Origin of the sequence: Paracoccus sp. MC1862, assembly GCF_016617715.1 — a bacterium.
Classification (GTDB): domain Bacteria; phylum Pseudomonadota; class Alphaproteobacteria; order Rhodobacterales; family Rhodobacteraceae; genus Paracoccus.
Map to the genome: position 1 here is coordinate 2,987,820 of NZ_CP067225.1, position 23,268 is coordinate 3,011,087.

The following is a 23,268-nucleotide window of genomic DNA, read 5'->3' on the forward strand; positions in this document are numbered from 1 at the left end:
CGGTCAGGCGCGCCCGCAGGCCGAAAGCTGCGCCTGATACATCCCCGCCCGCTGGTGCACCCGCCCGGCGACCCCCAGCAGCCACGGCTTTGACATGTGGCTGCCGCGGGCAAAGCCCGAGCGGCCCTCATGATAGGCGAGATACTGGTTCGCCGCGTCGTTCTTGGGGATGCCCAGCCGCTGCGCCGTGCCGTGCATGTACCAGCCCATGAAGTCGGTGGCGTCGCGGATGTCGTCGCGGCGGGCGCGGCGCTTGCCGTTTTCCTTCAGGTATTCCTCCCACGTCCCGTCCAGCGCCTGCGAATAGCCGTAGGCGGAGCTTTGCCTTCCGATCGGGATGATGCCCAGCGCAAACTGGTGCGGGGTGCGGGCGTCGCCGATGAACTTCGATTCCTGGTGGATTGAGGCCATCTGCACCGCCACCGGCACGCCCCAGCGCCGTTCTGACGCTTTCATGGCCCGCAGATAGGCCGGGCGCTGCGCCACGATCGAGCAGGCGTTGTCCAGATCGCGCGGCGCCTTGAAGTTGCCTCCGCCGCCGCCGCAGGACGCGACCAGCATCACGATGGCCAGCTTGAGATAGGTGTTCATTGCCTGTGCCCCCGGTTTTTCTTTTTCGGACATCTTAGGGATTATGGCCCGGCGGGGAAATCGCCTTTGCGTCAGCATCGGCGGGACAGTGCCCCTTGTCACCCGGCGCGCCGCCTCGTTAAGCTTGGCCCGACAGTTTTGTCCGAGGGGGATTTGAGAATGGCAGACAGCGACATCGTGATCCTGTCGGGCGTCCGCACCGCGATCGGCGGCTTTGGCGGCAGCCTGGCAAGCGTGCCGCCGATCGAGCTTGCGACCACCGTCGCCAAGGAGGCGATGGCACGCGCGGGCGTCTCGCCCGACCAGATCGGCAACGTGGCCTTCGGCCATGTCATCAACACCGAGCCGCGCGACATGTACCTGTCGCGGGTGGCGATGCTGAACGCGGGGATCCCGGAAACCACCCCGGCGATGAACGTGAACCGGCTGTGCGGCTCGGGCGCGCAGGCCATCGCCTCGGTCGCGCAGTCGCTGATGCTGGGGGACGCCGATTTCGGCTTGGCAGGCGGGGCCGAAAGCATGAGCCGCGGGCCCTATATCGTCCCCTCGATGCGCCACGGCGCCAAGATGGGCGATCAGCAGGTGCTGGACATGATGGTGGGGGCGCTGACCGACCCGATGGGCACGGGCCACATGGGTGTGACCGCTGAAAATGTCGCGTCCGAGCACCAGATCAGCCGCGACGAGCAGGACACCTTCGCGCTGGAAAGCCAGTCCCGCGCCGCCAGTGCCATCGCGGAAGGCCGCTTCAAGGACCAGATCGTCCCCGTCGAGATCAAGACCCGCAAGGGCGTCGTCACCTTTGACACCGACGAGCACCCGAAGAAGACCTCGGCCGAGGCGCTTGCCGGTCTGCGCCCCGCCTTCAAGAAGGACGGCGGCAGCGTGACCGCAGGCAACGCCAGCGGCATCAACGACGGCGCCGCCGCCATCGTGCTGGCCCGCGCGGATGCGGCCGAGCGCGCCGGCCTCAAGCCCCGCGCCCGCTTCCTCGGCTATGCCTATGCGGGCGTCCGGCCCGAGGTCATGGGCATCGGCCCGATCCCGGCCGTCCAGAAGCTGATGGAAAAGATCGGCCTGACCGTGGACGATTTCGACGTGATCGAATCGAACGAGGCCTTCGCGGCGCAGGCGGTGGCGGTGAACAAGGGCCTCGGCCTCGACGAGGCGAAGGTGAACCCGAATGGCGGCGCCATCGCGCTGGGCCATCCGATCGGCGCGACCGGCGCGATCCTGACCGTCAAGGCGCTTTACGAACTTGAGCGCACCGGCGGCAAGCGCGGGCTGATCACTATGTGCATCGGCGGTGGCCAGGGCATCGCGCTGGCCATCGAGCGGATCTGACGCCTGCCCTGAAACAGGAAACCCCGGCTGCTGGAAGGCGGCCGGGGTTTTTTCATGCCTTCCCGCACAAGCGGGCGCCGGAAACTCGAACGGGCCGCCCCTTTGGGACGGCCCGCGAGATCAGGAAGATGGTCCGGTTAGGGATGGATGATCCGTCCCAGACAAGGGTTCTTCACCCTCGGGGCTGCCCTCAGGCGGCGACCCCCCTGGCTGTCCCGGTTCCTCTCTCCAACATCACTCTCGACACTGGACCACCTCCTTTCAATGTTACTCGTGGGGTGAAGGTTGGCACAGGCCGGCTACAAGTCAATAGCCGCTGGCGGGGCCTGACAATATTTTGCGGACAAGCACCCGGAAAGGCACAAGGGCCAGCAGCGCCAGCGCCATCTTGACCGCCCAGTCGGCCACGCCCAGCGACATCCACAGCGGCGCCATGGGGCCTGCGCCCAAGAGCGGCACGGCTTCGTTCGACCAGCCGGTGTTGGCATCGGCGGGCAGGAACACGGCAAAGGCGATGGTGAAGAACAGCACCGTGTCCACCACCGACCCGACCACCGAGGACAGGAAGGGCGCCTGCCACCAGTCGCGGTGGCGCAGCCGGTCGAACAGCCACACGTCCAGAAGCTGCGCCAGCAGGAAGGCCGTGCCCGAGGCGAGCGCGATGCGAAGCGTGGTCCCCCCGCCCGCCGCCGCGACCAGCGAACAGAAGACGCCGATCACGAAGCCCGCGACCACCACCCGGCGCGCGGCCTGCAACCCGTGGACGCGGTTGGTGATGTCGGTCACGAGAAAGGCCACCGGATAGGTCAGCGCCCCCCATGTCAGCCAGTCGCCCAGGCGGAACTGCACGAGGATGTTCGACGCAAGGACGGTCGCGGCCATCGCGAGGATGGCTGGAAGGATCGGGCGCATCGGATTTTTTCCGTTTTACAAGGTGGCGGAAGAACTCGGCCCCGCGGAACGGGACGGCAGGCGGCTACGCCCTGCGGGCGGGAAAGTCAAGGAAGGGAGGGCTTTGCCCCTGCGCTCCGCGCTTCCCCGGATATTTGGGCGATGAAGAACGGGCCGGATTCAGCGGATGCGGTATTCCACCAGTTCGGTGCGCTGGACGAACAGGAAGTTGTCGTCCGAGATCATGGTGATGCGGATGCCCTGTCCGTCCGCCCACACTGCGATGCCTTCGAGGTTGTCGAATTGCATCAGGCTGGTTTCGAGGATCGGCTCGGGCGGGCCGAGGCCGGCGTCGTCCATGGCATAGCGGCGCACCCGGCTGGCAAAGCCGCGCAGGCCCCGGAAGTCGCGCTCAAGGACGTAAAGCCTGCCGTCCGGGCCGACATCGGCGCCGACCGGGGCCCAGCGTTCGTCGCGGGGCAGATGGAAGGCGGTGGACCAGGCCCCGTCGCGAAAGCGCCAGACCGGGGTCAGCGGCTCGGGCGAGTTCCAGCGTTCCGGCATGGTCAGCAGGTCACCCTCGGGCGTCACCGCCAGCGCCTCAAGCCCGGCGTTCCGCAGCAGGGATTGGAACTCGGGCGCGGGGGGGATGCGGGTGGCAGGGCCGTCGGGGTCGTCGAAGCGGGCGATGCGGTCCAGCCCCTCGAAGCTGACGAACATCCGGCCTTCCCCGTCGATCGCCAGCCCTTCGGCATCGCCCAGATAGCCCGGGCGCAGCTTGGTGCCGGTGCTGTCCTGCAGCCGCGCCCGGCCTGCCGTGGACAGCGACCGGATGCGGCCCTGGCCATCGCGCAGGATGCTGCCCCAGCGCACGGTGCCCCGGTCGGACAGCACCGTGTAGCTGAAGCCGTCGGCGGAAACATCAATCCCCGAAAAACCGCCGAAATCCTCGTCGGCCCCGGTCCAGACGTGGGTGCCCAGATATTCGACCGTGATATCGGCGCAGGTCGGGGCCGCTGCCCCTGCCGACAGCGCCAGTCCCAACGCCGCCGAGATCAGCGCGCGACGAGGGCCTGGCATGTCCGGGGAAGCTCGCTCAGCCGATAGCTGCGGGGATGGCGGTAGTTCGGGTCCGCAGGCGCGGGCGGGGCTGGGTCGATCCGGTTGCGGATCCACTGCGCGGCTTCCTCGCAGCCGTCGCCGGGGGGTGGGGCGGCCTGATCCTCGCAGCCCTGGTTGGGGCAGGAAAGCCGGACGTGGAAGTGATAGTCATGTCCATTGATGGGGCGGATCTTGCGCAGATAGGCGCGGTTGCCGCGTTCGGACTGGCACATCGCCAGCTTCGCCACCGGATCGACGAAGATGCGGGCCACGCGCGGGTCGGACGCGGCCGCCCGCAGAATCGCGTGATGGCTGGCCGACCACAGCGGGCTGAGCTGCGTGCCGCCCCTGGCCACCACCGACTGCGACGAGATGTTTTCCCGCTGCGAGGGTGTCAGTTGCAGCGAGGCGGGCGGCAGCATCCAGATGTCGGCGTCCAGCCCGATCTGATGGCTGGCGTGGCCGGTCAGCATCGGCCCGCCCATCGGCTGGCTCATGTCGCCGATGTAAAGCCCGGCCCAGCCGTGGCGGGTCGCCTGCTGCGACAGACCCACGAGGAAATCGACCAACTGCGGGTGCCCCCAGTTACGGTTCCGCGACAGCCGCATCGCCTGCCAGGTCGGTCCGGTTTCGGGCAAGGCGACGTTGCCGGTGGCGCAGCCGCGCGAATAGCCGCCGAAGGCGCCCGCCGGGCCTCCGTTCGACTGCCGGAAGGCGCCGAAGACATCCTTGGCCAGCGGGTCGGCGGCGGCAGGCAGGGCCAGCGCCGACAGGGCCAGGGCGGCCAGCATGGATTTGAGGTTGCGGATCACTGCTCGGGTTCTCCCTCGGATTTTACCCAGCTTAGCAGGGCGAGCGACAGAAGGAACATCACGATCAGGGGCGAGATGCCAAGCCGCTGGTTGCCTGTTGCCGTGGTGACAACGGCGATCAGGAAAGGCGCGAGAAAGGCCGTGGCCTTGCCCGACAGCGCGTAAAGGCCAAAGGTGCCCGCCGCCTTTTCGGCCGAGGTGTGGCGCACCATCATGGTGCGGCTTGCGGCCTGCACCACCCCTCCCGCGCCGCCGATGGCGACGCCGCAGGAGAAGAAAAGCGCATCGGGCAGGCGCGACCCGGGGAGAAGCGCGACGCCGAAGATGCTGGCGCGGTCCATGCCCACGACCAGCATGCAGACCGCGATCAGGACCAGCGTGCAGGCGGCGATCACCGGCCTTGGCCCCCAGCGCCGGTCGGCGCGGCCGCCAATCCAGCAGATCACGGCGGCAGACAGGGCGCTGACGACGCCGAAGATGCCCGACAGGATCACCGGCCAGCCTAGAACCGTCCCTGCATAGACCCCGCCGAAGCCGTAAAGCGCGTTCAGCGCATCGCGCGAGAACATCGACGACAGTAGCCACGCCGCCAGCGAGCGCCGGTGCCGCAGGCTGCGCAGCAAGGTCCCGAGGTCGCGCATTGCCTCCCCCAGCCGCAGGGGGCGGGCAATGCCGCGTGGTTCTCGCACCCACAGGAAGAAGGGGATCATGAAGACGAGATACCACAGCGCGGTGAAGGGACCGACGAAGCGCGTGCCCTCGCGCGCAGCAGCATCCAGCCCCAGCGCGGGCGGCTTCCCCAGCAGCGTGAGTCCCGTGACCGCGCTTTCGGCAAACAGACCCAGCATGACCGCCAGCGCCAGCACGCCGCCGACATAGCCGAAGGCGAAGCCCGAACCCGAGATGCGGCCGATCTCGTCCCGGCTTCCCAGCGTCGGCATCAGGGCGTTGGTAAAGATGGTGGCGAACTCCATCCCGATCAGGCCGAGGCCGAAGAAGACCAGCGCCGCCACCAGCGCACTGCCGCCGGGCGCCAGCACCCACAGCCCCGCCGCGCCTGCGACATAGAAGGCAGAGAACAGCCATATCCACGGCATCCGCCGCCCCGTGGTGTCGGCCACCGCCCCGAGGACGGGGGCCAGCACCGCGATCGCGACCCCCGCCAGCGCCAGCCCCCAGCCCCACAGCGCCTGCGCCTGCGCGCCCGCCTGCCGGGGGTCCGCACCTTCAAGGACGAAGCGGGCGCTCGCGACCTCGGCGAAGTAGATCGAGAAGATGAAGGTCAGCAGCAGTGTGGCATAGGGCTGGCTGGCGAAGTCGAAGAACCACCAGCCCCAGATGCGTTTGCGGTCCATCGCCGTCCCCATGCCCATGCGCGGCGCATAAGGCCGCAGGTGCCCTATGCTGGCAAGTCGTCGGTGCGATCGGTGATCGGTGGCAGAACGGGCGGCCATGGGCGCCGGGCGTCGGCCTCGATCCAGGCCGCGACCCAGTCGGGAAGGGGCGGGCTCGGGTCGGAATAGCCCATGGCGGCCATGAACTCGGCGGGGGCGATCATGCCGCGCCGCGCCGCGCCGCCGACGATGGCCACACGCAGCAGCATGTGGTTCAGGCATTCGCCCTTGGCCCACATCGACTGCTCCATGTAGACAAAGCGGTCGTCCCAGCCGATCACCCGCGACACCTGCGTGATGCGCTGGAATGCCCTGATCCGGCGGCGGTAACGCACCGTGTTGCCCGCCACGGTGAAGCCCCAGCCGTTCTTCTTCAGCGTCTCGGTGATGCCCAGCCGGATCGCCATCGGAATCCGGCCCAGGTCATAAAGCGTCAGCGTCCGGCCGTTGTTCAGTTCGCGCCACGGATCGAGGTCAAGCAGCGAGATCCGGTGCGTTGAGACATGCGGGTCCAGAGGCCCCAGCCGGGGGGCGCGGCGGGCCGAGGCGACCTCGCCCAGAAAGCGCAGGATGGGATACATGGGCCGGATTCCTTTTTCGCACGGGGCTAGAGAGCGGGCACGCCCCCGTCAATCACGACGCCGCGGTCTTGCGCGCGGGCGCTTGCGCGACGGTGCCGGCTGACCTAACTCAGGCGCGCAAGAGAAAAAGGGCGGACCACGGGATGACGACACTGTTTCAGGCGCTGATGCTGATCCTGGATGTGCTGTGGTTCATCATGATCGCGCATATCATCATGTCGTGGCTCATCAACTTCGACGTGCTGAACCTGCGCCAGCCGCTGGTGCGGCAGATCTGGGACGGGCTGTCGCGCCTGCTGGAACCGCTCTATCGCCCGATCCGCAACATCCTGCCGGATCTCGGGGGCCTGGACCTTGCGCCGCTGGTGGTCTTCATCGGCATCATCATCCTGCAGCGGGCTCTGGTGAACAACGCCGGGTTCTTCCTGGGCTACTGATGCCGGGGGACTTGCTGCGGCAGGTCTGGGGCTTCGACGGATTCCGCCCCGGCCAGCAGGAGATCGTCGAGGCCGTGGCCAAAGGCCGCGACGTGCTGGCGATCATGCCCACAGGCGGCGGCAAGTCGCTGTGCTTCCAGTTGCCGGCGCTGATGCGCGAGGGCGTGACGGTGGTGATCTCTCCGCTGATCGCCCTGATGCGGGACCAGGTGCGGAGCTTGCGCGAGGCGGGGGTGGCTGCGGGCGCGCTGACATCGGGGAACACCGAGGCGGAAAGCGACGAGGTTTATCGGGCGCTGTCCGAAGGCAGCCTCAAGCTGCTCTACATGGCGCCCGAGCGGCTCGCGTCCGGCGGGACCATCCCCATGCTGAAGCGCGCGGGCGTCACCGCCATCGCCGTGGACGAGGCGCATTGCGTCAGCCAGTGGGGCCACGACTTCCGCCCCGACTACCTGCGCGTGGGCGACCTGCGCCGCGCGCTGAACGTGCCGCTGGCCGCCTTTACCGCCACCGCGGATGCGGAAACGCGCGAGGAGATCGTCGCGCGCCTGTTCGATGGCCGCGCGCCCCTGACCTTTCTGCGCGGCTTCGACCGGCCGAACATCCATCTGGCCTTCCAGCCCAAGGACAGCCCGCGCCGCCAGATCATGGACTTCGCCAGCGCCCGCCGCGGCCAGTCCGGCATCATCTACTGCGCCACCCGCGCCAGGACCGAGACGCTGGAAGCCGCGCTGAACGCCGCCGGCATCGCGGCCGTCGCCTATCACGGCGGGATGGAGGCCGACCTGCGCCGTGAGGTCGAGGCGCGTTTCCAGCGCGAGGACGGGCTGGTCGTCACCGCCACCGTCGCCTTCGGCATGGGCATCGACAAGCCCGACATCCGCTGGGTGGCGCACGCCGACCTGCCGAAGTCGATCGAATCCTACTATCAGGAAATCGGCCGCGCGGGCCGCGACGGGGCACCTGCGGAAACGCTGACCCTCTACGGTCCCGACGACATCCGCCTGCGTCGGACGCAGGTTGACGAGGGCCTCGCGCCGCCCGCCCGGAAGGAAGCCGACCACGGCCGCCTGAATGCCCTGCTTGGTTTGGCGGAAGCCGTGGCCTGCCGCCGCCAGCACCTGCTCGCCTATTTCGGGGAAACCGCCGAGCCCTGCGGCAACTGCGACCTGTGCGACACCCCGCCCGAGGTCTTCGATGCGACCCAGCCCGTCCGCATGGCCCTGTCGGCGATCCTGCGGACGGGCGAGTGGTTCGGGCAAGGGCACATCATCGACGTGCTGACCGGCAATGTCACCGACAAGATCACCCAGCGCCGCCATGACAAGCTGCCGACCTTCGGGGTGGGGAAGGCCACGTCCAAGGCGGAATGGCAGGCGATCCTGCGGCAGATGCTGGGCCACGACCTGATCCGCCCCGACCCCGAGCGCCACGGCGGTCTGAGGATGACAGCCGCCGCCCATCCGGTGCTGCGCGGCGAAACCCCCGTCACCCTGCGCCGCGACCTGATCCGGCGCGCGAAACCCGCCACCGTCGTCCGCACCCAGGTCGATGACGAGGATGCGCCGCTTCTGTCGGCGCTGAAAGCCAAACGGCGGGCGCTGGCCGAGGCGCAGCGGGTGCCCGCCTATGTCATCTTCCCCGACCGCACGCTGATCGAGATGGCGCAGGCGCGGCCCTCGACACTGGACGAGATGGCCCGCATCAACGGCGTGGGTGCCAAGAAGCTGGAAAGCTATGGCGCGGCGTTCCTGTCGGTCATCGCGGGCGAGATCCCCGCCATGCACCCCGCGCGCCGGGCGCTGGCGGGCCGCGCCTCGGGCGCGCTTTACGACCGGCTGGCTGAAACCGCCCAGCGGCTCGCCCGCGGCGAGAACGGCACCGGAAAGCCCCTGTCGCTGACAGCCAGCCAGTTGCGCCGCATTGCCGAGGATCGGCCGCGCGATCTGTCGCGCTATCTGGATGCCGCAAGGCTCGACCGCTTCGGCGCGGCCTTCGCGCAAGAGATCGCGGCGGACTGACGACTTCAGCGCCGCAGGGGGCTGTCCGCCCCCCCCGTCGCCGTTCCGGCGACTCCCCCGGAGGATATTTGTGACCGTCCAAAACATGCTCAGGGTTCTTCGGACAGTCTCGAATATCCCGGAGGTCCGGGGGCTGGCCTGCGGTCTGAGGGTGAAGCCTGACCCTGCGGCTCGCGCACCCGGAAAAAGACGCAATAAAGTGCCGGCACGAACAGCAGCGTGATCAGCGTCCCCGCGATGATGCCGCCCATCATGGCATAGGCCATTGGACCCCAGAACACCTGCCGCGAGATCGGGATCAGCGCAAGGCTCGCGGCAGCCGCCGTCAGCAGGATCGGCCGGGCGCGGCTGTCCGAGGCCTCGAACACCGCGTCCCACCGGCTGCGGCCGCGGTCCAGCAGCGACTGGATTTCGTGGACAAGGATGATCGAGTTGCGGATCAGGATGCCCCCAAGCGCAAGGATGCCGAGGATCGCGACGAATCCCAAGGGCACGCCGAAGGGCAGGAGCGTCGCCACCACCCCGATCAGCCCCAAGGGGGCCGCGGCGAAGACGATCAGCGACAGGCGGAAGCTCTGCATCTGGATCATCACCAGCAGCGCGATCGCCAGCAGCATCAGCGGCACCACCGCCGCGATGGGCTGCTGGCTTTCGGCCGAGCTTTCAACCGTCCCCCCCACCGTGATGGAAACCGAGGGCGGCAGCCCGGCCGCGTAGTCCGCCACCCGCGGGGCCAGCGCAGCCACCAGCGTCGCGGGCTGGTCCGAGGTCGCCACGTCCGCCTTGACCGTGACAGTCGGCACGCCGTTTCGCTGCAGGATCAGCGGCTGCTCGGTGTCGAAGCTCAGCCGCGCCAGTCCGGCCAGCGGGATCGGCGTGCCGGAGGGCGTGGCCAGTTCCAGGTTGTGGATCGATTCAAGCGACTGGCGGTCGGCCTCGACCCCGCGCGCCACCACGTCGATCAGGAAGATCCCGTCGCGCAACTGGGTGACGGTGAGCCCCGAGAACACCGTCGCCAGCGTGTTCGAGATGTCCTGGCTCGATACCCCCAGCCGGCGGGCGCGGTCGTGATCGACCTCGACCCGGACCACCCGCGCGGGCTCGTTCCAGTCGAGCGCGATGTCGCGCAGGCGCGGCTCGCCCGCCAGCACGGCGGCAAGGCCGCGGGCGGCGTCCCGCGCTTCCGCCGGGTCGCTGGCGCTGACGCGGTATTGCACCGGCTTGCCGACCGGGGGACCGACCTCCAGGAATTTCACATAGATGTCGGTGCCGATCATCCGGCTTTCCGCGAACCGGCCGATCTTTTCCTTCAGCGCGTCGCGGGCGGCGATGTCGGAGGTCTGGACCAGCACCTGCCCCATGAACGGCCCCGGCGTCGGTATGTCCAGCGCCAGCACGAAGCGCGGCGCGCCGCGTCCGACATAGCTTGTCCAGAACAGCGCCTCTGGCTGCTCGGCCAGGAAGGCTTCGAGATTCGCGATCGAGGCGTCGGTGCGGGCGATGGAGGCATTGTGCCGTTCGGTGACGTCGATCAGCAACTCGGGCCGGTCCGAAGGCGGGAAGAACTGCTGCTCGACGAAGCGCATCCCCCAGACCGAGGCGGCGAACAGCAGAAGGGTCACGCCGATGGTGATCCAGCGGAACCGCATGGACCAGCGCAGCATCGCGTGGAAGGCCCGGCGCAGGCGGCTGACGCGGCCTGCCTGATGTTTCAGCGCGCGGGGCAGGAAGGTCACGCCCAGAAGCGGCGCGAACAGCACCGCGACGATCCAGCTTATCACCAGTGAGACGGCGATGACGACGAACAGTGAGAATGTGAACTCGCCCGCCATGGAGCTGTTCAGCCCGATCGGGATGAAGCCCGCGACCGTCACCAGCGTCCCCGTCAGCATCGGGAATGCGATCGAGGTCCAGGCGTAGCTGGCGGCCTGTTCCCGGCTTTCGCCAAGCTCCATCCGCGAGATCATCGTCTCGATGGCGATCATGGCGTCATCGACCAGCAGGCCCAGCGCGATGATCAGCGCCCCCAGCGACACCCGCTGCAGGGTGATCCCCCAGACCTGCATGACGACAAAGGTGATCGCCAGCACCAGCGGGATGGTCAGCGTCACGATAAGCCCCGCCCGCAGCCCGAGGCTGAGGAAGCTGACCAGCAGGACGATGGCCACCGCCTCGGCCAGCGCCTTGACGAAGGTGCCGACGGCATGGCGGACGACCTCGGGCTGGTCGGCGAACTTGTGCATCTCGATGCCGATGGGCAGGTCCAGCGCGATGCGTGCCATCAGCGCGTCCAGATCGGTCCCGAAGCTCTGGATGTTCTCGCCCTCGCGCATGGCGATTTCCAGCCCGATGGCGTCACGGCCGTTGTGGCGGAAGATGGTGGCGGGCGGGTCGGCATAGGCGCGGCGCACCGTCGCGACCTCGCCCAGGTTGAAGAAGCGGTCGCCGATCCGCAGGTTGACGGCGGCGACGGCCTCGGCGGTGTCGAACTGGCCGCCGACGCGCAGCAGCACCTGTTCCGGGCCGGCCTGCACGATCCCCGCCTGGGCGATGGCGTTCTGCGCGGCCAGCGTCTGCAGCACCTGCGATTCGTTCAGCCCCAGCGCCGCCAGCCGGGCGGGCGAGAACTCGATGTAGATCTGTTCCTCGCGCACCCCCAGAAGCGAGGTCCTGCCGGCGGCGGGCAGGGCGCCCACCTGCTTGCGGATTGCCTCGACCCGGTCGCGCAGTTCCCGCGGGGTGAAGCCGTCCGCCGTGAAGGCGTAGATGTTGCCGAACACGTCGCCGAAGCTGTCGTTGAACTGGAAGCCCGCGAATTCCTGCGGGAACTCGGGGCGCAGGTCGTCCATCATGTTGCGCACGCGCTGCCAGCTTCGCCGGACATTTTGCCCGCGCACGTTGTCCAGCAGCTCGACATAGACGACCGCCAGCCCCGGCAGCGTGACCGAGCGCGTCAGCTTCAGTTGGTCCAGCTCCTCCAGCTTGGTCTCGATCCGGTCGGTGACCTGGCCCATCATCTCGTCGGTGGTGGCGCCGGGCATGGCGGCGGTGATCACCATGACCTTGACGGTGAAGCTGGGGTCTTCCTCGCGTCCCAGGGCGCGATAGGCCATGGTGCCCGCGATCATCGAAAGGATCAGCAGGAACCACACGAGCGAGCGGTGCCGCAGCGCCCAGTCCGAAAGGTTGAAGCCGCGGCGGCTCATGGATCGACCCGGCGCCCGACCGCCTGCCCGTCCGCCAGCGAGTTGACCCCGCGCACGACCACCTCGGCCCCGAGGGCAAGTCCCCCGATCACCTCGACGCGGCCGTCAAGCCGCGCGCCCGTCACGATGACCTGCAGCGTGACGCGGGCGGTCTCGCCCTCGCGGGCCACGACCCAGACGGCATGGCCTTCGGGCCTTTCCACCAGCGCCGATGCCGGCACGGACAGCCTTGCTGCGCGCGAGGTGACGCGGCCGGCGCGGATCAGGCTGCCCAGGCGAAAGCCGGTGCCGGGGGGCAGGGCGATATGGACGCGGCGGGTGCGGGTCAGGTGGTCGGCCACCGGCGAGATGCGGCTGACCTCTCCCCGGACGCCTTGCTCGATCTCGTGGTCGCGCCAGACCAGGAACAGGGCGCCGGGCGCCAGCCCGGCAAGCTCGGGCTCGGTCAGGTCGATGCGGGCTTCGATGCGGTCTTCCGAGGACAGCGTCAGGATCGGATCGCCCGCCGCGACCACTGCCCCCGGCGTCGCCCGCACGGCGCTGACGACGCCCGAAACCGGCGCGCTCATCACCGCAAAGCGTTCCGCGTCGCGGGCGCTTTCCACCCGCGCGCGCGCCTGTTCAAGCGCCGAGCGCGCGGCCGACAGCGCCTGCTCGGCCCGTTCAAGCTGGGCGGTCGAGGTCACGTCGCGGTCCAGCAGCGCCTGCGCCCGCGCGGCGGTGTTGTCGGCGGTCGTCAGGTTCACCTCGGCCGCCGCCAGCGCGGCCTCGGCGGCAAGGGTGGCGCCGGCAAGATCCTCGGGGTCGAGCCGGGCCAGCACGTCCCCCTGGTTCACCCGGTCGCCGATGTCCACGCGCCGTTCGATCATCCGGCCCAGGGTCTGGAAGGCCATCTGCACCTCGGTCGCGGCGGTGACCACCCCCGGAATGCTGCGGCCGACGGGACGGCTGTCGCCGTTGGTGACGATTTCGGTGACGACCGGGCGGGGCAGGGGCGGCGTCCCGGCCCGCGCCGGGCCGAAGTGCAGGGTGAAGGCCCCCGCGGGGGCCGCCGCCAACAGGCCGAGCGCCAGAAAAAGGGCCAGACGCATCCTCAACCTTTCTCTTCCGCCGTTGTCACCCGGCGGCCCGGATACATGAGCTGCGAGCCTTCGCCCACGACCAGATCCCCTGGCGAAAGGCCCGATCTCAGCACCACCCGGCCGGTGTCGAACCGTTCGATCCCCACGGGGGCGAGGGCCACGGTGCCATCCTCGGCCACGCGCCAGACGGCCGGGTCGGCGCCTGTCGAGGTCAGGGCCGTCCAGGGCACCTCGATCCCGGTCCCGGCGGGCAGGTGGACGATGCCCAGCACCGCCGCGCCCAGCAGCGTGGCGTCAAAGGGGCCCTCGATCTCGGCCCGCACCGCCACCGACCCGCTGGCCGGATTGACCAGGGGCGCGATCTCGGTCACGCGGCCCTGCAATTCGATACCCCGCCTGTCGATGATGCTCAGCGAGACATCGGCGCCCATCGCCATGTCCAGTTGCGGCGCGTCGGGCACCTGGAAGACGGCCTCGAGGCTGGTCAGCGCCGCCACCGTCAGGACCGGCTGGGCGGCGCCCACGACCTGCCCCGGCTCGGCCATGCGTGCGGTCACCACGGCGGCCTGAGGCGCGCGGATCATTGCGTCGAAGACCGCGCGGCGGGACTGGTTGACCATGATGCGAGCGCTTTCCAACTGCCCCTGTGCCGCCGACAGCGCCTGTTCGGCGGCTTCAGCGGCGGCACGGGTGCCGATGCCCCGACGCAGCAGCTCGGCCGCGCGGGCCGCGGCGTGGCCTGCCTGCTGCTCGGCGGCCTCGGCAGCGGCGCGGGCGGCCAGGGCCTGAACCAGAGTCTGCCGCTGCTGCACGCCCTCGGTGCGGGCCAGCACATGGCCGCCCATCACCCGGTCGCCCGCCTGCACATGGATGTCGGTGATCCGGCCGGCCGCCGGAAAGGACAGGTCAATGCTGTGCTGCGCGGTGATCGAGCCGGTCAGCCGAAGGTCGATCGTCATCGGGCGCTCGCCGACCCGGACGATCTCGACTGCGATGGGGGCGTCGGGCGACTGTGCGGGTGCCGCCGCCGCCATGGCCATGATCGCGCAGAAGGTCAGAAGCGAACGGCCGGTCAAGCGACGACTCCACGGTTCATCGGGGCGTTATGGCGCGGCGCGGTCCACTGCAAGGCCATTGCCCCGGATCAGGTCACCGCGGCCCGGCGGTGGTGTTCGGGCCTGTTCCAGCGGCCTTCCCGCAGGACTGTCGCCAGCACCTCCACCGCCCGCGCCACGTCGTCCGTGTTGTTGTAAAGCGGTGCAAAGCCGAAGCGCAGCACGTCGGGCGCGCGGAAGTCGCCGATCACCCCCTCGGTGATCAGTGCCTGCATCACGGCATGGGCCTGCGGGTGGCGGAAGCCCACCTGGCTGCCCCGCTGCGCAGGGTCACGCGGGGAATGCAGCGCGACATCGGGGCAGGCGGCCTCGATGCCGCGGATAAAGGCTTCGGTCAGCTCGATGGACCGGGCGCGCAGCGCGGCCATGTCCACGCTCTCCCATATGTCCAGGGCCGCATCCAGCGCCGCAAGCGCGATGACCGGAGGGGTTCCGACCCGCATCCGCTCGATGCCCTGTGCGGGGGCATAGGCCTGGTCGAAGGCAAAGGGCGCGGCGTGCCCCATCCAGCCCTGCAGGCAGGGTCGGGCGGCATCCGCATGGTCCGGGTGGACCCAGATGAAGGCCGGGGCGCCGGGGCCGCCGTTCAGATACTTGTAGGTGCAGCCCACCGCGAAATCCGCGCCCGCCCCCAGCAGGTCCACGTCCACCGCCCCGGCCGAATGGGCAAGGTCCCAGACCGTCAGCGCCCCTGCCTCATGCGCGGCGGCTGTCAGCGCGGCCATGTCGTGGCGACGACCGGTGCGGTAATCGACCTCGGTCAGCATCAGCACGGCGATGTCGGGCGCGATGTGCGCGGCCACCTCTTCAGGCGCGACGACACGCAGTTCCGCGCCAACGGTTTCGGCCAGCCCCTGCGCGACGTAAAGGTCCGAGGGGAAGTTGCCGCTGTCCGACAGGATCACCCGCCGGTCCGGCCGTATCCGCAGCGCGGCGGACAGCGCCTGGAACACCTTGATCGACAGCGTGTCGCCCATGACGACCTGCCCCTCGCCCGCGCCGATCAGTCGCGCGATCCGGTCGCCGACGCGGCGCGGCTGCACATACCAGCCGGCCCGGTTCCAGCCGGTGATGAGCATCCCGGCCCACTCGTCCCGCATCATCGCCGCCGCCCGGTCGGCGGCATGGCGCGGCATCGGCCCCAGCGAGTTTCCGTCGAGATAGGTGATCCCGTCAGGCAGATGGAAGGCGGCACGCGTCTGGGCGAAGTCGGTCATGTGGTTCCCCTTTGGTATGAGGCTAGCAGCGCAACCGGCGGCTGCAAGATGGCGCATGCCATTCATCCTTCCGGCCCGCCGCCGCGGCTTTCCTTGCCGAAAGGCTCCAGCAGCCCCATCCGGCCGGAAGACAGCCGTGGCATCGGTTCCCTGACCCGCCTGCTAAAAGCCGCCGCGATGTTCAGGGCCGCTCAAGGTTGTTTCAGACGGTCCTGAAATATCCCCGGGGGAAGAGGCCGAAGGCCTCGCAGGGGCAGACAGCCCGCGTGCGGCGGCGCAACAGGGGCCAGGCTCGCGGATGAAGCAATGGCCAACCGCCAGCTGCATCTGTGCTGTCCGGCACCTGCCATCTTCGGATCCCCTCCAACTCGTCACCTGCACTTCGGCGTTCGAGGAGGCGCGGTCGCCGGAACTTTCCAGCACCCTGCCCAAGTCCTGCGCGGCAGGCCTCGGGACTGCAAACCGTCCACGGGATTGTCTGCGGCCAGCCTTTTGCCTGCGCCGGGGCCTTCGCCGGCGGCAAGGTCCGGCGGACCTTTCCCTGATCCGGCCCGGCCCTTCGCTTGCGCTCGGGGCTTCAAACGGTCCACCGGACCGTTTGCGGACGTCCCTCACCCCTCGATCCTGCCGAAATCGGCGATCAAGCGGCCCGCTTCGCGGATGCGGGACAACAGGTTCAGGCGGTTTCGGCGGAGGATGGGGTTGTCGGAGTTGACCTGCACCGCCTCGAAGAAGGCGTCGATGGGCGCGCGCAGGGCGGCGATGGCCGACATGGCGGCGGGGAAGTCCTCGGCCCGCATGGCGGCGGCGATCTTCGGCTCGGCGGCGTCGAGTGCTGCAAAGAGTGCGCGTTCCTCGTCGGTTTCCGCGAATTTCGGGTCCGCGCCGAAGGAGTATTCGACGCCGTCCTTCTCCTCGGCCTGCGCCAGGATGTTGGCGGCGCGCTTGAGCCCCTGCAGCAGGTTCGGGCCGTCCTCGGTTCCCAGCATCCCGTTCAGCGCGGTGGCGCGGCGCACGACGAGCGTGAGGTCGTCCGACCCCGGCATCGCCAGCACCGCGTCGATCACGTCATGGCGGATGCCTTGGTCGCGGAGATGGACCTTGAGGCGGTCGTGGAGGAAGGCGAGGAGGTCGGCGGTAAGTGGAGCAACAAATGCCGCGAGCGAATCTTCGGCTTCTTCCGGGATTTCACCACATTCCTCTTCCGCGATATTTAGCTTTCCAAGAAAGACCTCGGCAGCAGTCCTCTCCTCGATGGACAGCGGACCGAGGACTTCAAGGATGTCTGTATGCTTTGAGAAAAGGATGCCCTTGGTAACGGCCTCTTCAACAGCGTTCGAAATCCGGTGCCGCAGACTATCACTTACGCCGTGGAGCAGATACATGTCCTGCAGTGAGCGGGGAACGGAATGCTCAAGAGCCTCTACAAAATCCAACGGGTTGAGGGCTAAGGAAAACACAAGGTCAAGAGTTCGTCGTCCGAAAAAGGCTCGCTCATTTAGATGGGTTGAAAGCTGCGCCTTCAATCCCAACCGCAGCCCATTTCCTGTCACCAGCCGGATCACACCCAGCGCCGCCCGCCGCAGGGCAAAAGGGTCTTTGCTCCCGGTGGGCTTCTCGTCAATCGCCCAGAACCCGGCCAACGTGTCCAGCTTGTCAGCCAGTGCCACGGCCACCGACACCGGCGCGGAGGGCACCTCGTCCGACGGCCCCAGCGGCGAGTAATGGTCGCGGGCCGCATCCGCGACCGCCTGAGGCAGCCCGGCAGCCTGCGCGTAGTACCGACCCATCGTCCCTTGCAACTCAGGGAATTCGCCCACCATCGCCGACCGCAGGTCCAGCTTTGCGACACGCGCGGCCTGTTCCGCTTGATCTGGGTCCGCACCTATGGCGGGCGCGATCTTGCGCGCCAGATCCGCGATGTGATGTACTCGGAGGGCTTGCGAGCCCAACTTGGCGTGGAATGTTACCTTCCCCAGTCCAGTAGCCCAGGCCTGCATCCCCGTGAGGGCCTCGCGCAGGTCGTTCTCCCAGAAGAAGGCGGCGTCGGAGAGGCGGGCGGCGAGGACGCGCTGGTTGCCGGCCAGGATCGTCGCGCCGTGATCGGGTGTCTCGATATTGGCGACGGTGACATAGCCCTCGATCCGGCCCGTCTTCGGGTTGCGGGCCGAGAGGAACTTCTGGTGCGCCTTCATCGAGGTCTGCAGCACCTCGGGCGGCAGGTCGAGGAAGCGCGCCTCGATCACCCCCATCAGCGGCACCGGCCATTCGACCAGCCCGGCGAGTTCCGTCATCAGGCCCTCGTCGGGCACGATCTCCCACCCCCGCGCAAAGGCGAGGTTCGCGGCCTCCTGCCGGATCGCGGATTCGCGCTCGGCGGGGTCGAGCATCACCTTTGCCCGGCGCAGCTTGGCGGCGTAGTCGTCAAAGCCCGTCACGCGGAAGGCGTCGGGCGCCATGAAGCGGTGGCCGTGCGTCGTGTCGCCCGCGGCGATGCCGTCCACTGTCAGCGGCACGACCTGCGCCCCCGCCTCGTCGGACAGGATCGCGATGATGGAATGCAGCGGGCGAACCCAGCGCAGACTGCCGGAGCCCCAGCGCATCGACTTGGGCCAGGGGAAGTCGCGGATGGTCGCCTCCAGCACCTCGGCCACAATCTCGGCGGCCTTGCGGCCCGGCTTCTCGATGACGGCGAAATAAACCTCGCCCTTCTTCTCGGGGCGGCGTTCAAGCTGGTCCAGCGTCAGGCCGGTCGAGCGCAGGAAGCCCTCGATGGCCTTTTCGGGCGCGTCCGTCCTCGGTCCCTTGCGTTCCTCGCGCACGGGCCTCGATTCCGGCGTCAGCCCCTCTACCGCAAGCGCCAGCCGCCGCGGCGTGGAAAAGGCGCCGGCAGAGGCATAGGTCAGGCCCGCTTCCACCAGCCCGTCGGTGATCAGGCGTTTGAGGTCCTCGCCTGCGCGGGGCTGCATCCGGGCGGGGATTTCCTCGGAGAACAGCTCGATCAGCAGGTCCATCAGTCCATCACTCCGCGTGCGGGGGTCTTGTCGTTCAACTGGTGCCAGCCGAAAGCTCGGCCGTCGGGATAGACGGCGATCACGCGGTCCACGTCGGGGTGAACCTCGGACTGGCCCAGGATGGCGCGGGCATTCCCGGCCTCGAGGTCGGCGGTCAGGGCACGCGCGGAATAGCACTGGAACCAGCCCGGCCCGTTCAGGGGCGTGGCCTGCGGGAAGGGGGTGGCGTCCGCGACCTCGGCCGGGTCCAGCGTGAAGCAGGACCGCCAACGGATGGGCGAGGAGTCCGCGTCGATGGCCCGGAAGCCCCCGACCGCAACCGGCCGGGTCGAGCCGTCGAGCAGCGTCACCATCATCTCGGATGCGCCGGTGATCTCGTCCACGTCCTCGTAGAAACCGTAGACCTGCAGGTAATACATGGCGAGGCCCGCCAGTAGCGCGGTCAGCACCAGCATCGAGGCCATGATCTTGCCGGTGGTCACGCCTCGGCCCCCGCGTTCGCCCCGGTCGCAGCCTCGGTCGTGACGAACAGGTCGGCGCAGGCCTTCGCCAGCGCCCGGACCCGGCCGATATAGGCTTGCCGTTCGGTGACCGAGATCACCCCGCGGGCGTCCAGCAGGTTGAAGATGTGGCTGGCCTTGATCGCCTGGTCATAGGCAGGATGCGCCATCGGGATATGCCGCCCCGCGCTGTCCTCGGGCGGCGCATCGAGGATGCGGGCGCATTCCGCCTCGGCGTCCTTGAAATGTTGCAGCAGCATGGCGGTGTCGGCCACCTCGAAGTTCCAGCGGGAATATTCGCGCTCGGTCTGGCGGAAGACGTCGCCATAGGTCAGCGGGATCGGCGCGTCGGGGGCGTTGAAAGGCATGTCCATGACGTGTTCCACGCCCAGCACATACATCGCCAGCCGTTCCAGCCCATAGGTCAGCTCGCCCGACACCGGGCGGCAGTCATGCCCGCCGACCTGCTGGAAATAGGTGAACTGGCTGACTTCCATGCCGTCGCACCATACCTCCCACCCAAGGCCCCAAGCGCCGAGCGTCGGGGATTCCCAGTCGTCCTCGACGAAGCGGACGTCATGGACCAGCGGGTCCAGCCCGATCGCCTTGAGCGAACCCAGGTAAAGCTCCTGCAGGTTCGGAGGCGAGGGTTTGATGATGACCTGATACTGGTAGTAATGCTGCAGCCGGTTCGGGTTCTCGCCATAGCGACCGTCCGTGGGGCGGCGCGAGGGCTGGACATAGGCAGCGGCCCATGGGCGCGTCCCTAAAGATCGCAGCGTCGTCGCCGGGTGGAAGGTGCCCGCGCCCACTTCCATGTCATAGGGCTGCAGGATCGCGCAGCCTGTGGCCGCCCAATAGTCCTGCAGCCGCAGGATCACGTCCTGGAAACAGCGCGGCCGGTCGGTCTGTTCGGGGCTGGTCATCCCGGCGTCCTTTCGCATAACTGACGCGAATGCAGGCCGCTCATAGGGTGCGGTCCGGGCCGGGTCAATCGGCCCACGGGGGCAAGGGGGTTGCCGATGCGGGGCTTGGGCTTTCTGATCGTCGCGATGCTGCCGGGGGCGGCGCTGGCCGAACCGGTGGTGCTGCGGATCGAGGCACAGCGCAGCGCGGCAGTCGCTCCGGTGGCCGAGGGCTGGGCCGGGCGCTTCCCCGACGTGATGACTTTCCCGCTGCCGGGCGGCTGGACCGGCATCGGTCTTGGCCCCATGGAGCGGGAGGCGGCCGAGGCGGAGCTTGCGCGCCTGCGCGCCTCGGGCGAGATCCCGGGAGACAGCTTCATCGTGCCGGTGCCCGAGGGCGCGCAGCCCGTGCAGGCCACAGCCGCGCCGCCGGAAGCGGAGGGCCCCTCGGCGGCCGGACCGGCCCCGGGTTCCTCGACTTTCGTGCCCTCTGGTGCCGAGGGGGACGAACCTGCCACCCCTGCCGATACTGGACCCGAAGCCGACGAACAGGCAGATGCGCCGGAGACGGCGGCGGTGGAGCCAGCCCCCGCGCCACCCGCCGGCGACTACCTGCGCCTGCAGCGGTTCGACACCCGCGAGGCGGCGGATGCGGCGCTTGCGTCATGGCGCGAGGACTTCCCCGAGGCCGGGCTGTTCCAGCAGCCCGACGGTGGCCTCGCCATCGCCCTCGGCCCGATGCCTGCCGAGGTGGCCGAGGCCTGGCTGGGCGCCTTCCGCACCGCCCAGCGCGTCGGCCGCTTCGCCGCCGTCCTGCCGCCCGCCGACCTGGGCCAGCCGCTGGAGCCGGCGGAAGAGATCGACCTGCCCGCCCCCGGCCCCGCCGCCGAGATGCCGCCGCTTGAGGACATCCAGCGCGCCCTGCGCTGGGCGGGGCATTACGACGGCGAGATCGACGGCAAGGACGGCCCCCAGACCCGCGCCGCCATCGCGGCCGAGGTGCTGGCGCTGCGGGCCTCGCCGGACCCTGCCGCCACGATGCAGGCGCTGATCGCGCAGCGCGAGGACTGGCGCGAGGACATGAACCTGACCCGGCTGGACGACCCGCAGTCCGGGCTGTCGCTGGTCGCGCCGATGGATCGGCTGCAATTCGACCGCAACGAGCAGGGGCTGTCGATCTATGGTCCCAGGGACGGCTCGGGCGCGGCGCTGATCCTTTACGGCGCGCCGGGCGGCCAGCAGGAGATGCTGGATTTCACCGGCCTTGTCACCGCGCTGGGCTGGGTGCCCTCGCCCGAGCGGCAGGTGGCGCGGGGCCGCGCCACGCTGGTCGGCCGCAACGACACCCATATCGGCCAGGCCGAGGCGCGGGTCGCGGACGGCCGGGTGCAGGGCATGGTGCTGATCTGGCCGGTGATGGACGCCGCGGACCAGCCCCGCGTCGCCGCCGAGATCCTCGACAGCATCCGGGTTACGCCGGCGGCGGAACCCGTGCCCGAGGACGCCCCCCTGTCCCCGGACGATCCCGCCTGATCACTGCCGCCAGAAGCGCGGCATCAGCACCACGAAGACGGTAATCAGTTCCAGCCGCCCGAGATACATGCCGCCGATCATCAGCCACTTGGCCGTGCCGGGAAAGCTCGTCACGCCGCCGTTCGCGGTGACCTCGGGTCCCCAGATCGGCCCGACATTGGCGATGGCGGTCCAGGCGGCGGTCAGTGCCGTGCGCGCGTGCAGCCCGCTCAGCGCCAAGGCCACGATCAGCACCCCGAAGCTCAGCACGAACATGGTGAAGAAGGCCATGACCGAGTTCACCACCTCGGCGTCCAGCCTGCGCCCCTGCAACCTGAGCGGCCGCACACGATGGGGCGAGTGCATCTGCACCAATTGCCCGCGCAGCGCCTCGAACAGCACCTGATAGCGGAAGACCTTGATCGAGCAGACCGTCGAGCCGGTGCAGCCCCCGACCAGTCCCATGAGGATCAGCAGCACAAAGGGCAGGTGCCCCCACTGCGTCACGTCCGTTGAGGCAAAGCCGGTGCCCGAGATGACGGTGACGACGTTGAAGATCACCTCGCGCATAAGGTCATGGGACAGGGCGACCTCGCGCCAGATTGCCTCGTAGACCACGATCAGCGCGCAGACGGTGGCGATGATACCCAGATAGGCTCGGATCTGGCTGTCGCGCCAGATCGGCCGGGGGTCGCCATGCGCCAGTTGCAGCATCCGCACGAAGGGGATCGAGGCGAGGATGGTGAAGAATGACGCCGCATACTGGATCGGGCCGATGAAAGGGCCGAAGCTCGCGTCATAGCGGCCGAAGCCGCCGGTGGAACAGGTCGTCAGCGCGTGCATCACCGCGTCGAAGCCGTTCATGCCCAGCGCCGCATAGGTCAGGGCGCAGGCGATGGTGATGCCGAGGTAAAGTTCTGCCATCTCGGCCGCGATCTGGCCCGCCCGCGGCATGACCTTGCCCATGGTGTCAAAGCCTTCGGACTTGAAGAACTGCATCCCCCCGACGCGCATGACCGGCAGGAAGACCATGGCGACGACGACGATGCCCAGGCCCCCCGACCATTGCAGGATGCCGCGCCACAGATGCGTGCCCAGGGGCAGGCCGTCGAGGTCCCGGAACGCCGTGGCGCCGGTGGTGGTCATGCCCGACATCGATTCGAACATCGCGTCGGTCCAGCCCGCCCCCGGCGCGCCCAGCATGAAGGGGATCGCCCCCAGAACCGGCAGCACCAGCCAAAGCCCCGAGGTCAGCAGAAACGCCTGCTCGATCTGGAACCGCCCGCCGTCGCTGCGGGTGGCGAGCATGGTCATGCTGCCCAGCAGGATCGTCCCGCAGCCGGTGGCGAGGAAGGCCAGCCAGTTGGGATCGCCCGCCGTCCAGTCGATCGCCGCCGGCAGCAGCATCAGCCCGCCCATGGCAACGGAAAGCATGGCAATCGCGTGGACCACGGGGCGGATGTCGATCATTGCGCCTGAGTGCCCCCGGCATCCGCGCCGGTCAAGCGCAGCCCGCTTGCACGGGCGGGCGCGCTTGGGTAAAGC

Annotated in this window: 18 protein-coding genes; 4 read left to right on the forward strand and 14 right to left on the reverse strand. The window is 68.9% G+C overall.

Going from position 1 to position 23,268, the window contains the following annotated elements:
• Positions 1–3 precede the first annotated feature (3 nt).
• Entirely contained in the window at positions 4–591 is a 588-nt protein-coding gene (locus JGR78_RS14805) for a lytic transglycosylase (protein ID WP_182791757.1), read from the reverse strand.
• A gap of 159 nt (positions 592–750) precedes the next feature.
• On the opposite strand from JGR78_RS14805, the gene JGR78_RS14810 reads away from it, so the two are divergent.
• Positions 751–1,935, forward strand: coding sequence for an acetyl-CoA C-acyltransferase family protein (locus JGR78_RS14810; RefSeq protein WP_182791758.1), 1,185 nt, complete (start codon positions 751–753; stop codon positions 1,933–1,935).
• Between the two features lie 306 nt (positions 1,936–2,241).
• Here the strand turns inward: JGR78_RS14810 and JGR78_RS14815 are convergent, their stop codons facing one another.
• The 5 genes from JGR78_RS14815 to JGR78_RS14835 all read right to left on the reverse strand — a co-directional run bounded on the left by JGR78_RS14815 (position 2,242) and on the right by JGR78_RS14835 (position 6,714).
• Entirely contained in the window at positions 2,242–2,847 is a 606-nt protein-coding gene (locus JGR78_RS14815) for a queuosine precursor transporter (protein ID WP_182791759.1), read from the reverse strand.
• A gap of 159 nt (positions 2,848–3,006) precedes the next feature.
• Positions 3,007–3,906 carry an esterase-like activity of phytase family protein gene (locus JGR78_RS14820; protein WP_182803244.1) on the reverse strand — a complete coding sequence of 300 codons (900 nt, stop codon included), beginning with the start codon at positions 3,904–3,906 and terminating at the stop codon, positions 3,007–3,009.
• Positions 3,882–4,718: a penicillin-insensitive murein endopeptidase gene (mepA, locus tag JGR78_RS14825; RefSeq protein WP_182791798.1), complete on the reverse strand. Its 837-nt coding sequence runs from the start codon at positions 4,716–4,718 to the stop codon at positions 3,882–3,884. The genes JGR78_RS14820 and mepA overlap by 25 nt, the downstream gene beginning before the upstream one ends.
• Positions 4,719–4,735: 17 nt before the next feature.
• Positions 4,736–6,094: an MFS transporter gene (locus JGR78_RS14830; protein WP_182803242.1), complete on the reverse strand. Its 1,359-nt coding sequence runs from the start codon at positions 6,092–6,094 to the stop codon at positions 4,736–4,738.
• Positions 6,095–6,138: 44 nt separating this feature from the next.
• Positions 6,139–6,714 (reverse strand): acyl-CoA thioesterase, encoded by a 576-nt coding sequence (locus JGR78_RS14835; RefSeq protein WP_182803240.1) that lies wholly within the window; start codon positions 6,712–6,714, stop codon positions 6,139–6,141.
• Positions 6,715–6,857: 143 nt separating this feature from the next.
• On the opposite strand from JGR78_RS14835, the gene JGR78_RS14840 reads away from it, so the two are divergent.
• Positions 6,858–7,151, forward strand: coding sequence for a YggT family protein (locus JGR78_RS14840; RefSeq protein WP_182791763.1), 294 nt, complete (start codon positions 6,858–6,860; stop codon positions 7,149–7,151).
• A complete protein-coding gene (recQ, locus tag JGR78_RS14845) occupies positions 7,151–9,172 on the forward strand; it encodes a DNA helicase RecQ (RefSeq protein ID WP_182803237.1) in 2,022 nt (673 codons plus the stop codon). Before JGR78_RS14840 ends, recQ begins: the two co-directional genes overlap by 1 nt.
• An 89-nt stretch (positions 9,173–9,261) precedes the next feature.
• Here the strand turns inward: recQ and JGR78_RS14850 are convergent, their stop codons facing one another.
• From JGR78_RS14850 to JGR78_RS14880, 7 genes are all read right to left on the reverse strand, one after another.
• The gene (locus JGR78_RS14850) at positions 9,262–12,378 is read right to left on the reverse strand and encodes an efflux RND transporter permease subunit (RefSeq protein WP_182803234.1); all 3,117 of its coding nucleotides are present in this window, start codon (positions 12,376–12,378) and stop codon (positions 9,262–9,264) included.
• Positions 12,375–13,469: an efflux RND transporter periplasmic adaptor subunit gene (locus JGR78_RS14855; RefSeq protein ID WP_182791766.1), complete on the reverse strand. Its 1,095-nt coding sequence runs from the start codon at positions 13,467–13,469 to the stop codon at positions 12,375–12,377. Before JGR78_RS14855 ends, JGR78_RS14850 begins: the two co-directional genes overlap by 4 nt.
• 2 nt (positions 13,470–13,471) lie before the next feature.
• The gene (locus JGR78_RS14860; protein WP_234450765.1) at positions 13,472–14,536 is read right to left on the reverse strand and encodes an efflux RND transporter periplasmic adaptor subunit; all 1,065 of its coding nucleotides are present in this window, start codon (positions 14,534–14,536) and stop codon (positions 13,472–13,474) included.
• A 68-nt stretch (positions 14,537–14,604) separates the two neighbouring features.
• The gene (gene kynU / locus JGR78_RS14865; protein ID WP_182791767.1) at positions 14,605–15,792 is read right to left on the reverse strand and encodes a kynureninase; all 1,188 of its coding nucleotides are present in this window, start codon (positions 15,790–15,792) and stop codon (positions 14,605–14,607) included.
• Between the two features lie 611 nt (positions 15,793–16,403).
• A complete protein-coding gene (glyS, locus tag JGR78_RS14870) occupies positions 16,404–18,809 on the reverse strand; it encodes a glycine--tRNA ligase subunit beta (RefSeq protein WP_182791800.1) in 2,406 nt (801 codons plus the stop codon).
• Positions 18,806–19,288, reverse strand: coding sequence for a DUF6446 family protein (locus JGR78_RS14875; RefSeq protein WP_182791768.1), 483 nt, complete (start codon positions 19,286–19,288; stop codon positions 18,806–18,808). The genes glyS and JGR78_RS14875 overlap by 4 nt, the downstream gene beginning before the upstream one ends.
• On the reverse strand, positions 19,285–20,232 hold the full coding sequence (locus tag JGR78_RS14880; protein ID WP_182791769.1) for a glycine--tRNA ligase subunit alpha: 948 nt from the start codon (positions 20,230–20,232) through the stop codon (positions 19,285–19,287). The genes JGR78_RS14875 and JGR78_RS14880 overlap by 4 nt, the downstream gene beginning before the upstream one ends.
• A 96-nt stretch (positions 20,233–20,328) precedes the next feature.
• On the opposite strand from JGR78_RS14880, the gene JGR78_RS14885 reads away from it, so the two are divergent.
• On the forward strand, positions 20,329–21,744 hold the full coding sequence (locus JGR78_RS14885; protein ID WP_182803232.1) for a peptidoglycan-binding domain-containing protein: 1,416 nt from the start codon (positions 20,329–20,331) through the stop codon (positions 21,742–21,744).
• Here JGR78_RS14885 and JGR78_RS14890 read toward each other — a convergent pair whose 3' ends face one another.
• A complete protein-coding gene (locus JGR78_RS14890) occupies positions 21,745–23,193 on the reverse strand; it encodes a TrkH family potassium uptake protein (protein WP_182803230.1) in 1,449 nt (482 codons plus the stop codon).
• Between the last annotated feature and the right edge of the window lie 75 nt (positions 23,194–23,268).

Excerpts from the sequence above, each read along its gene's own strand:
- JGR78_RS14805 (WP_182791757.1), bottom strand. The coding sequence starts at position 591 with ATGAACACCTATCTCAAGCTGGCCATCGTGATGCTGGTCGCGTCCTGC.
- JGR78_RS14810 (WP_182791758.1), top strand. The coding sequence starts at position 751 with ATGGCAGACAGCGACATCGTGATCCTGTCGGGCGTCCGCACCGCGATC.
- JGR78_RS14815 (WP_182791759.1), bottom strand. The coding sequence starts at position 2,847 with ATGCGCCCGATCCTTCCAGCCATCCTCGCGATGGCCGCGACCGTCCTT.
- JGR78_RS14820 (WP_182803244.1), bottom strand. The coding sequence starts at position 3,906 with ATGCCAGGCCCTCGTCGCGCGCTGATCTCGGCGGCGTTGGGACTGGCG.
- mepA (WP_182791798.1), bottom strand. The coding sequence starts at position 4,718 with ATGCTGGCCGCCCTGGCCCTGTCGGCGCTGGCCCTGCCTGCCGCCGCC.
- JGR78_RS14830 (WP_182803242.1), bottom strand. The coding sequence starts at position 6,094 with ATGGACCGCAAACGCATCTGGGGCTGGTGGTTCTTCGACTTCGCCAGC.
- JGR78_RS14835 (WP_182803240.1), bottom strand. The coding sequence starts at position 6,714 with ATGTATCCCATCCTGCGCTTTCTGGGCGAGGTCGCCTCGGCCCGCCGC.
- JGR78_RS14840 (WP_182791763.1), top strand. The coding sequence starts at position 6,858 with ATGACGACACTGTTTCAGGCGCTGATGCTGATCCTGGATGTGCTGTGG.
- recQ (WP_182803237.1), top strand. The coding sequence starts at position 7,151 with ATGCCGGGGGACTTGCTGCGGCAGGTCTGGGGCTTCGACGGATTCCGC.
- JGR78_RS14850 (WP_182803234.1), bottom strand. The coding sequence starts at position 12,378 with ATGAGCCGCCGCGGCTTCAACCTTTCGGACTGGGCGCTGCGGCACCGC.
- JGR78_RS14855 (WP_182791766.1), bottom strand. The coding sequence starts at position 13,469 with ATGCGTCTGGCCCTTTTTCTGGCGCTCGGCCTGTTGGCGGCGGCCCCC.
- kynU (WP_182791767.1), bottom strand. The coding sequence starts at position 15,792 with ATGACCGACTTCGCCCAGACGCGTGCCGCCTTCCATCTGCCTGACGGG.
- JGR78_RS14880 (WP_182791769.1), bottom strand. The coding sequence starts at position 20,232 with ATGACCAGCCCCGAACAGACCGACCGGCCGCGCTGTTTCCAGGACGTG.
- JGR78_RS14885 (WP_182803232.1), top strand. The coding sequence starts at position 20,329 with ATGCGGGGCTTGGGCTTTCTGATCGTCGCGATGCTGCCGGGGGCGGCG.
- JGR78_RS14890 (WP_182803230.1), bottom strand. The coding sequence starts at position 23,193 with ATGATCGACATCCGCCCCGTGGTCCACGCGATTGCCATGCTTTCCGTT.